Below are 10068 nucleotides of genomic sequence, written 5' to 3'. Positions count from 1 at the left end.
GACAGATGAAGGTGAAATTCAAAGGATTACCGCATTTACTGTGGAAGAATCGACAAGAGTTGAGCAATGAGCAAAGACAACGCTTAGATGAAGGGTTGAAAGCATTTCCTTGTTTAACGATTGCGTATGAGTTGAAAGAAGACCTCAGCCAGATTTATGAAAAGTCAAGAACGATCCACTCAGCCAAAATAAAATTTCAGCGATGGCGCCGACTGGCTCAGCTTTTTTATCAAGATTCCGCGGACATGATTCGTGAGCACCTGAATGGTATTTGCAATTACTTTGAGCATCGAACCACCAGTGGAGTGACCGAGGGGATCAACACGAAAATTAAGCTCATTAAACGGAAGGGTTACGGTTTTCATAATTTCAAACATTTCCGTTTGAGGCTATTATCTTGCTTTGGTGCTTCACAAAACTCTACACACGAGGTCTAGGAGAGCCCAAGTTCGTCAGTCACGGGTATCTCGGAGGTGTTTTGCTACTGTGGAGTAGCTTTGTGGCAAAAATTACTGAGACGAAGCCGAAAAGCTTTGAGTTTACTGGTTTTTTGTTGTCAAGAACCTGTAAATTTTTGCTATAACTGCTAAGAGTTTGAGTGATTTTACCCATCCTCCCTGGGAGAGATCCATGCTGAAGAAACGGAAAACTTGGATTTGGTTGGCAGCAGGTACAGGCGGACTGGCATTGTTGGCTGGGACGTTTTTGCCGATCGAGAAGCTCAAAGATGTGTCACAACAGGCATTGAGCGGATTTGGCACGTTCAATTCTAACCAGAAGCCAGGAAGTATTGGGTCGCCGGGTACGATCGTCAGTCCGCTGATTACTCAATCTCCCAAACAGCGCGCCGCCACGCTCAAGACAACGGCCCAAAAATCTGCCCCTTCTTTAGAACGCAATCGCGCCCGCTATTTGTTGGCGACCGATCTGGTGGCTCAAGGTCAGGGTGAGAAGGCGTTAGAGCCGTTGAAAGGTTTGGAGAAAGACTACCCGGTGATGGCAGCTCAGGTCTTGCTCAAACGGGCGCAGGCTTACGAAGCAGCAGGCAAGCAATCTGAGACGACTAAAACTTGGCAAGAATTAGTCAAACAGCATCCCGACGATCCGGCTTCCGTAGAAGGTTTGTTCTTTTTGGGACGATCGAATCCAAAATATTGGAATCAGGCGATCGCAAAGTTTCCGTCGCATCCGCGCTCGATCGAGATTGCCAAACTTCAGCTTAAAAAAAATCCCAGTCTGCCGCTGTTGATGGTGATTGCTAAATACGATTTGACTGCTGAAGGCTACACGGGCGTTTTGGATCGGATTGTTGAGAAATTTGCGCCTCAGCTACAGCCCAAAGACTGGGAAGCGATCGCCTTTGGCTACTGGGAAAATCAAATGTATGGCAAGGGCGCGATCGCTTATTCTCGATCTCCCCAAACTCCGCTCACAGCTTACCGTTCAGCAAGAGGGCTACATCTGGGCGGCAAACCTGGCGGTGTAGAACGCTATCGGCAGGTTATCCAAACCTATCCCACTTCCCCCGAAGCCGGACTTGCCCTGACGCGACTCGCAGCCCTGGCGGAACAGCCTCAAACGGCGATCGCTTACCTCGATCAGGTGATTGCAAACTTTCCCGATCGTGCGCCTCAAGCATTGCTCGAAAAGTCCAAATTAATGGACAAAATGCAGAGTGCCAAAACTGCGACTCAACTTCGTCAAACCGTTCTCACGCAATACGCTAATTCTGACGCGGCGGCCGAGATGCGCTGGCTCTACGCTCAAGAACGCGCTAAAGCGGGAGACTTTCAACTCGCCAAACAGTGGGCAGAACCCATTCTCACCAACAATCCCACCAGCGAAATTGCTGCACAAGCCGGATTTTGGGTCGGCAAATGGAACGAGCGTCTGGGCAAAAACAACGACGCAAAAGCCATCTACAAGCGAGTCCTGACCGAACATCCCGAAACCTACTATGCATGGCGATCGGCGAGTATGCTCGGTTGGAATGTGGGCGACTTTAACACGGTGCGATCGCTCAATCCCCAGGTCAACAAGCCTGCTCAACGTCCCGAACTGACGGCTGGATCGCCCGTTCTCAAAGAGCTTTACCAACTGGGACAAGACCGAGATGCCTGGACACATTGGCAGGTTGAGTTTCAAAATCGCGTGACTCCGACCGTTGCCGAACAGTTTACCGATGGTGTGATGCGGTTAGGCGTGGGCGACAATCTGGACGGGATTTTTATGGTGTCGAATTTGCGCGATCGCGACAAGCCTGAAGACAAAGCCCAATATCAGCAACTCAAACAACAGTCTGCCTACTGGCAAGCGCTCTATCCGTTCCCCTACGTTCAAGAGATTGAAACCTGGTCACAGCAGCGTCAGTTAAACCCAATGTTAGTGACGGCTTTGATTCGTCAAGAGTCGCGCTTTGAGTCAAAAATCAAATCTTCAGTGGGCGCATCTGGTCTGATGCAAGTCATGCCCGAAACAGCCGTCTTCATTGCCAAAAACATCAAACTCAAGGAATACAAACTCGACAATCCCCAGGACAACATCAACTTGGGAACGTGGTATCTCGACCACACGCACGAGGAATACAACAACAATTCAATGTTGGCGGTGGCCAGTTATAACGCGGGCCCTGGTGCAGTCGGTGGCTGGCTTGCAAAGGCGAAAACTCAAGATCAAGACGAATTTGTAGAAATGATTCCTTACGACGAAACGCGGGGCTATGTCAAATCAGTCTTTGGCAACTACTGGAATTATCTACGCCTCTACAATCCTGAGATCTCCCAAAAGATTGCCCAAGTTGCACCGGGTGCGATCGCTAATTAGATGCTTGAATTACACATTGAGGCAGTGCTTATAGGTTGCTAGTTAGCATCTTGAGTTCAACAAGCTCATTCAGGAGCAGATGTTTCTGAACATTTCACAGCTCATTTTCAAGTAAAGCAACAAATTGATATTGTTCTCCCGTTGGAATTACTGCAAAGTATCGATGCAGCGTGCCAACTGCAAAAGATTAGTCGTCAGGACTGGATCAAGAGGGCCTGTGCTGAGAAAATTCGTGAGGCTCAATCTAGCAAAATGTCAGCATAGTATAAGACTTTATGGTGTAAGACTTTCTCGTACAGTAGGTTGCCTTACAATGGATACTGACCCTTGAAATTGCAAAGCGGTTCCTTCTTGATTCAGATTCGATCTGACTTACATGGGAATAAAGCAGCCTTTGCACTTAATATGTATTACCTTATATGTATTACCTTTATCCCACACTAGCAATAATCTGCTCAATGTCTTGAGGGGTTGCACCTGTGGCTAACATTGCCCGGATCAACAACTCAATTGAGACCGAAGCATCGCCATTTTCAGCTTTAGCAATTCGAGGTTGGCTAGAGCCAATTTTAGAAGCCAGTTCGTTTTGGGTCATTAGGTCTTGCCGACGAGTTTTTAAGCTGCGACTAAGAGCCAGCTTGACCTCAACAAAGACCGTTTCTTCGGGGGTTAGCTCTAAAAAATCTGAGGCTGTTCCAACTTTCCAGCCCTTAGACTCCAAACGGTCTCTCTTAGCTTGATCCATTACATTACTTCTGCTGATCAGTATCGTATTTGCTCAAGCGCTTTTTGCAGACTGCAATCACATTGTTTGGGTGTTGCTCTCGATGTTTTATTGAAAACCTCAACAATTCAGATTGCATTATCATCAATTCGATAAATAATTCTCCAGTTTCTATCAATGTCTCAATCCGTAGCTCATGACAGCAAGTTCTGATACTTGGCATAGGGCGCGGTAATCCAATTTCACCTTCCTGGAGTTGTCTAAGCAGAACGCCTGCTTCTATTCACGCTTCTTGACTGAAAAGTGGAGTCTTCACCTCATCGTGCAGCCAAATCAAAGGGTTACTCTGATCGCTCATGCCGTGTTTATATCTTCACTGCCTGATAATTAGATGCACGCGATCGCCCAGTACGGGTCTATGATGCACTTAAGATTATTTGCGAGCAGGGGGTTGAAAGCATTTGATCACCTAGCGCAAAGTTGTTTTGTTATCGATCGCCCACCAATGGACAACTACCTAACCATCTTAAAGAAAGAGTTTGAGGCTGAAGAAGGCTCCTTTTTGATTCAACTTCGGCCTGACTTAACTTGGAATAAAGCAGCCTTTGCACGACTGACCCTGGTGATGCAAGCTTGCTGCGAAGAGTATAGTCAAACAGCAACCCTCGATCGCTGGATTGCTCAAGGTTTCTGGTATATTCCATCGTTTGTTCGGGATTGGACAACTCACCCAAACTTTCCACAGATTCATACACCAGAGTATTATGAGCAGTCTTATCAGGAGTTGGATGATTTAGCGTATTGGTTCTTTATGGGAGAAAGTTTATATAACAATGACATTTGAATCTTGTCCTGAAGTCTCCCAGTGGGGGATTTACTACGGTGTATACACAAGTCTATACTCACTTCGTTCTAGTCGGCTTCAGCCCCCTAAATCCCCCATTCTGGGGGACTTTAAGCAAAAAAGACTTCCAGAATTTAGAACCCTGATCAGCGTTCAAAGTCCCCCAAATTTGGGGGATTTAGGGGGCGAAGGATTACGGCAAGTACAGATCAATCGACTTATGTATACACGGTAGGTGGGGGATTTAGGGGGCTGCCCGGATGAATCACCGTAGCGAAAGTTCCATCGAATTCACGTTAGAATTGGCAGGCTGGGGGCAAAAAGACAGTCCAACGAAACGAAAAAACTTCATAGAATTCAAGTTCAATCAAGTTCATTAAGCAAGATCTCTAATGCCGCTTTCATTTCAGTCGGGTTAGTGGTGGTAGTGCCAAACTGACGAACGACAATACTAGCCGCAAGATTGCCTAACACACAGGCTTCCCATAAAGTGGCTCCGGCAGTGAGTCCGAGGGTTAAGGCAGCGACGACGGTATCTCCTGCGCCCGTTACGTCAAAGACTTTGGTGCGATTAAAGGCAGGAATATGCTGTTCGCAGGTTTGATCGAATAGCGTCATTCCCTGTTCTCCTCGCGTGATCAGAATCTGGTCGGCTTGTGTTAGCGCTAGTAAATCCCTTCCCGCTCGTGACAGTGTTTCAGAATCGGTAATCGAGTATCCAACTGCGAGTTCTGCTTCGGGTAAATTGGGGGTATGAAGGGTGGCTTTTTGGTAGCGATCGAGTCCCTTCTGAGCATCCACAATCACCTGCGAATGGTTTAACACTGCCTCGATCACCGGAGCCGTCAACGTGCCATCGCCGTAATCTGAACAGACGATCGCATCCACCGTTCTCATTTGCTGTTGAATGTAATCTGCAAGTTGGTGCTGTAAATCCAGGTGAGGAAGACTGTCGGATTTGCGATCGATTCTCACAATCTGCTGAGTGACCGACTGGCGGGCGTGACCTGAGATGCGGGTTTTGGTGATGGTGGGGCGATCGGGGTCGAGAAAAATTCCCTGGTCGTCGATGCCTGCTTGAGCAAAAATGCGCTGAATTGCCCGTCCCTGCTCATCTTTACCCAACAGCCCGACCGCTTTGACCGTAGCTCCCAATTGAGCAAAGTTATACACCGCATTCGCCCCGCCCCCCGGAACCTGCTGCGTCTCTTCATGGCGCAAAATCAACACCGGAGCCTCGCGAGATACCCGTTCGACCGCGCCTGTGAGAAACTCATCCAAAGTCAAATCTCCCACAATCAAAATAGTGGACTGCGAAAAGCGATCGATCAATCCAAACAAACGATCGGCAGATTGGCGCAGTCGAGCCGTAAAAGCAGTGTCTAAAGGCATACTGATGAAGGGAAAAGGAAAAGGGATTAGAGAATGAAGAAAGGAATTATAAAAGGTTTTGTTTTACGTCTCATCCTTCTAACTCTGTGTTTTTCCTGTTTTCTGTTTCCGACGGCTGCAATTGCCCAACCCAGTCTGACTCCCCTTACCCTGGAACTATTACAAGAACGCCTGCGATCGCCCCTTCCCAGTGAAGGCACTCGAATTTTGGATTTGAGACGAATGGCGATCGACCTGCGTCCCGAAAATGCCGCCTTTCGCGATCAGTTTTATAGTCTGGTGCAGTCTCAGTTACAAAAGCCAGGATTGCCTCTGGGACTCGATTTGAGCTATTCGCAGATCGAAGGAGACTTTGTGGTGAGCAAATTGGGGCTACGGGCACCGCTGTATGGAGATGCACTATCGCCGATCTTTACGCCCGCCGAAAAGACTCGGTTGCAGCGCGATCGTCGTCGGCTGTCTCGGCTCAGTACACTGTCTCAGTCGCTGTTGTTGACTCCTAGAGGAAATTTGCAGGTGCCTCCCGCTCAGATTTCGGTGTTTCGCGGCCCGATCAAGCTAGTGCAATCTCGACTAAACGGATTCGCAGATTTCACTAACACCTTCTTTCTCAATCGCTTAGAGGCGCAGGGGATTCAGCTTCCGGCGGGGGCAGATTGGTCACAGGTGCGGTTTAGTTTGCCCGTGAGTTTTGCGAGTGGCAATTTTGGGCGAGAAACCCAGTTTCGCAACAGCATCTTTTTTGGCAAAGCAGAATTTAGTCAAGTGCAGTTTCGCGGTGATGTGAACTTTCAAAGCAGCGAATTTTTGACGACCGCCAACTTCAATCGATCGACCTTCTATCAGCCTGCAAACTTTACTCGTGTCCAGTGGCAAGGCAATGTCGATTTTGCTCAGACGCGCTGGCGAGAACAGACTTTGTTTAGTAAAGATACGTTTAATCAATCGCTATTTTTGACCGATGCGACTTTTGAGAAAGCCGCTTTTTTTCGAGAAGTTCAGTTCAATCGACCTGTTAATTTAAGAGGAGCTTCGATTCTCGATCGCGCCGATTTTAGCTATTCTAGTTTCTCCAAAAGCGCCTATTTAAATGTTCCGGGACTGCGGTTTGATTCAGATAAAGCTAAAATTCTCGGTGATCCAGGGCAAATTGGGCGAGTGCTATCTGTCCCGACGCTGCAAAGTAACGAGAATCTACTGCGAGAACTGGTGAGAAACTTTCGGCGATTAGAACAAATTTCTGACGCAAATCAGATCGACTACACGACGCAAGTCTTACGATCGCGCCAGCTTCGACAGCGACTTTTGGGCACCAATCTCAACACCGCTACGCTCACCGATCTAACTAACATTGGCTTTCGTAAAAATCAGGCCACTGCTATTCTCGATCGCCGCGCCACCCAGCTTTTTCGCAATCCCTCTGAGCTTCTCAGCGTCAACGAAGTCGATTTAGCCACTTACATTAATGTGCGCGATCGTGTCATCGCCGCCGAACCGCTTCCTCCCCTATTAGCGTTCGCAAATCGATTTGTGATTGCATTCAACTGGCTATCTCTCACGCTGTTACTATTACTGTGTCGAGACGGGACGAGTTTCTGGTTAATCTTTGGCGTTGGATTGGTTACGGTTGCCTACTTTAGTTTGGTGTTTTGGTTTCTTGATCGCTGGCGTAGACGTTACCCAAAACCAATTTTGCCCACCTGGGGAGAATTTTTGTGTGTGATCGCGCTGGCAACTTTGCTCAATTTAGGGGGACTGACGGCCATCTTTCGGACTGCCGATCGCCCTTGGATGACGTTGGGCTGTTGGGCGATCGTCACCTTACCGATACCGCTGTTTTTGCTAATTTTGCTGCTGCGTCAGGGTCGCTATCACGCGCTCATGGAGACCAGTTACTTTGTTGAAGAAGGCACCTTGCGACAACTGCGCGTCTTGATTGGCAGACTCCCCATCATTCCTCGTGAACAACTGTTTCGCGATCGCTACCTGCCCATCTTGTGGCAGAGCCGCTGGAACTGGCTCAATTATTTTGATTTTAGCTTCAACAATTTTTTGCGATTTGGGTTCAATGACATCCGATTACGCGATGAATCTTTGCCCAGTTTGGTCACTGCGATCGTCTGGTATCAATGGAGTTTAGGAACGCTCTACATCGCCCTACTGCTATGGACGCTCTCTCGCACCATTCCAGGTCTAAACTTATTAATCTACTTCAAATAAATCCCTGACTCCTGATAGATGACAAATGACTGTAATTTTTTGCTAATAAAATAACCAGTTGTCCGCTGCCAACGTTTTCTCAAAGTTGAACTGCAATGACTCAAAAGCTTCAAATTTCTCAAGATCATCCAGTTTTCTCGGACAACTTAGGGAAAGATTGTTAACATCTGCGTTGATCAGCCAGGTTTAACCTGATCAAAAGCCTGATCAAAAGAGTGCAGAATTTGTTTTATTGCCTACAATTAAATTCCGAATTATTACAGAGTTATTTTCCGTCGATCGTCTCCATTGGTGTGTGTTGAGGAAGCCCGTGAAAAGCCCGAATAAACGTCCTGTTTCGTCTAAAAAAGCCCCGTCAAAGCCCCAAAAATCTGCCAAACCTGGAAGCGTCAAGCTGATTTGGCTTCTGCTTTGTCTGACGGGTGTGGCCATGCTTTCTGCGACCGCAGGCGCTTTACTCGCCGTCTCGCTTGCCAGTACACCCTTGATGCAGCGACAACTGAGTCCTTCTGAAGCGTCCATTTTTGGCAAGGGCGATCGCTTCTCTAGCCGCTCCAATCTCAAACTCCCAGAACTGACTCGCCCGGTCAATATTCTCATTCTCGGCGCAAAAGTCCTGACCACAGATGTCAACAATCCGCCACCAGAAACTCAAAAGCTCCGCTATCAAGCCCTGGTCAACTCCTTTGATGGCTTGACCGATGTGATGCTGTTGTTGAGATTTGACCCAGAAACCAAAAAATTTGTTGTATTGTCCATTCCTAGAGACACGCGCACCTACATTCCTGATCACGGAGTTCGCAAAATCAACGAAGCCAACGCCGATGGTGGCCCTGCCCTGGCAGCCCGATCGGTCAGCGAATTGATGGGAGGCGTGGGCATCGATCGCTATGTGACGATCAACGTGCAGGGGGTGCAAGCCCTGATTGATGCCTTGGGTGGGGTGACGGTCTACGTGCCCAAAGACATGAAATATAAGGACGATAGTCAGCATCTTTATGTCAACCTCAAAGCCGGAAGACAACACCTCAATGGCGATCAGACCCTACAACTGCTGCGATTCCGCTATGACGAAAATGGCGATATTGGTCGCATCCAACGTCAGCAAATGGTGATGCGGGCCCTGATGGAGCAAGCCCTTAACCCGACCACCGTCGCCCGTGTTCCCAAGCTGCTTTCGGTGATTCAAACTCACATCGACACCAACCTGACCGTCGAAGAACTCGTTGCCCTGAGTGGCTTTGCATCCCAGGTAAACCGCTCCAACACCAAAATGCTAATGGTGCCCGGAGAGTTTAGTGCACCTGGAGAATATGATGCCAGCTATTGGCTGCCGCACCCCGCTAAGATTCAATCCCTCGTTTCACAGCATTTTGACTTTGGCGCACCCAGCCTCACCGAAGACACGCCTGCGTCGCTCAGAGTCGCCATTCAAGACAGTACCAAACAAGAAAAAGGGGTGCAGAAGGTGCGAACTGCGCTCCGGGCAGACGGGTTTGACAACGTATATCTAGGCAACCCCTGGACAGAGCCGCTCAGTGTGACGCGCATTGTGGCGCAGCAGGGAGATGTGATCGGGGCAGAGGCGGTACGGCGTTCTCTCGGCTTTGGTGAAGTTCGGATTGAGAATACGGGCGACATCGAATCAGATGTAACGATTCAATTAGGGAAAGATGCCCTCCAACCCCTTAAAAAGGTGCCACCCAAAGCCACCTCCGTTAAGGAGTAATTGTCTACCCTTTCCCTGGGTGCTTTCTACCACACGCTCGAATTTACTTAAGAGGGCGATCGCAATCTCAAGTCATCAATCTCAAGTCATCAATCTCAAGTCATCAACCTCAAGTCATCAATCCCATCTCTAACGTAAACTCGATAGCGTTTCGCTGTTCTGTCTCGACCCCAATTTTAGAAGACTGTTAAACGAGATTCCCGGTGCAAAATCCTCCAATTCATGTCAGTTTGGCAAAATTTTTTCGCTTTGGTGCTGAAATCTTTTGCCCCCCCATTTTGCTGCCGTGTACACACACGTCGATCGATCTGTCATTGCTGAGAGCCTTCGCCCCCT

General features: G+C 48.3%; 7 protein-coding genes. 5 read left to right on the top strand and 2 right to left on the bottom strand.

Annotation, left to right across the window (positions count from 1 at the left end; all coding sequences use genetic code 11):
- Together ACKFKF_RS32770 and ACKFKF_RS32765 are read left to right on the top strand one after the other, a co-directional pair.
- Positions 1–437, top strand: a 437-nt coding sequence (locus tag ACKFKF_RS32770; RefSeq protein WP_446871579.1) for an ISL3 family transposase, incomplete at its 5' end; no start/stop codon positions are given.
- Positions 438–630: 193 nt separating this feature from the next.
- A complete protein-coding gene (locus ACKFKF_RS32765; RefSeq protein ID WP_446871578.1) occupies positions 631–2823 on the top strand; it encodes a lytic transglycosylase domain-containing protein in 2193 nt (730 codons plus the stop codon).
- 430 nt (positions 2824–3253) lie between these two features.
- Here ACKFKF_RS32765 and ACKFKF_RS32760 read toward each other — a convergent pair whose 3' ends face one another.
- The gene (locus ACKFKF_RS32760) at positions 3254–3568 is read right to left on the bottom strand and encodes a helix-turn-helix domain-containing protein (protein ID WP_446871577.1); all 315 of its coding nucleotides are present in this window, start codon (positions 3566–3568) and stop codon (positions 3254–3256) included.
- A 484-nt stretch (positions 3569–4052) separates the two neighbouring features.
- Between ACKFKF_RS32760 and ACKFKF_RS32755 the strand changes: the two genes are divergently transcribed.
- The gene (locus ACKFKF_RS32755; RefSeq protein ID WP_446871576.1) at positions 4053–4391 is read left to right on the top strand and encodes a hypothetical protein; all 339 of its coding nucleotides are present in this window, start codon (positions 4053–4055) and stop codon (positions 4389–4391) included.
- A gap of 363 nt (positions 4392–4754) precedes the next feature.
- Here ACKFKF_RS32755 and ACKFKF_RS32750 read toward each other — a convergent pair whose 3' ends face one another.
- A complete protein-coding gene (locus tag ACKFKF_RS32750) occupies positions 4755–5783 on the bottom strand; it encodes a bifunctional heptose 7-phosphate kinase/heptose 1-phosphate adenyltransferase (protein WP_446871575.1) in 1029 nt (342 codons plus the stop codon).
- Between the two features lie 33 nt (positions 5784–5816).
- On the opposite strand from ACKFKF_RS32750, the gene ACKFKF_RS32745 reads away from it, so the two are divergent.
- Both ACKFKF_RS32745 and ACKFKF_RS32740 read left to right on the top strand, forming a co-directional pair.
- Positions 5817–8003, top strand: a complete 2187-nt coding sequence (locus ACKFKF_RS32745) for a pentapeptide repeat-containing protein (protein ID WP_446871574.1) — start codon at positions 5817–5819, stop codon at positions 8001–8003.
- Between the two features lie 310 nt (positions 8004–8313).
- Positions 8314–9732, top strand: coding sequence for an LCP family protein (locus ACKFKF_RS32740; RefSeq protein ID WP_446859783.1), 1419 nt, complete (start codon positions 8314–8316; stop codon positions 9730–9732).
- Positions 9733–10068 lie beyond the last annotated feature (336 nt).

This window comes from Phormidesmis sp. 146-12 (assembly GCF_052939495.1).
Note: the sequence above shows the minus strand (reverse complement) of the source record. Positions and strands in the feature narration are given on the sequence as shown.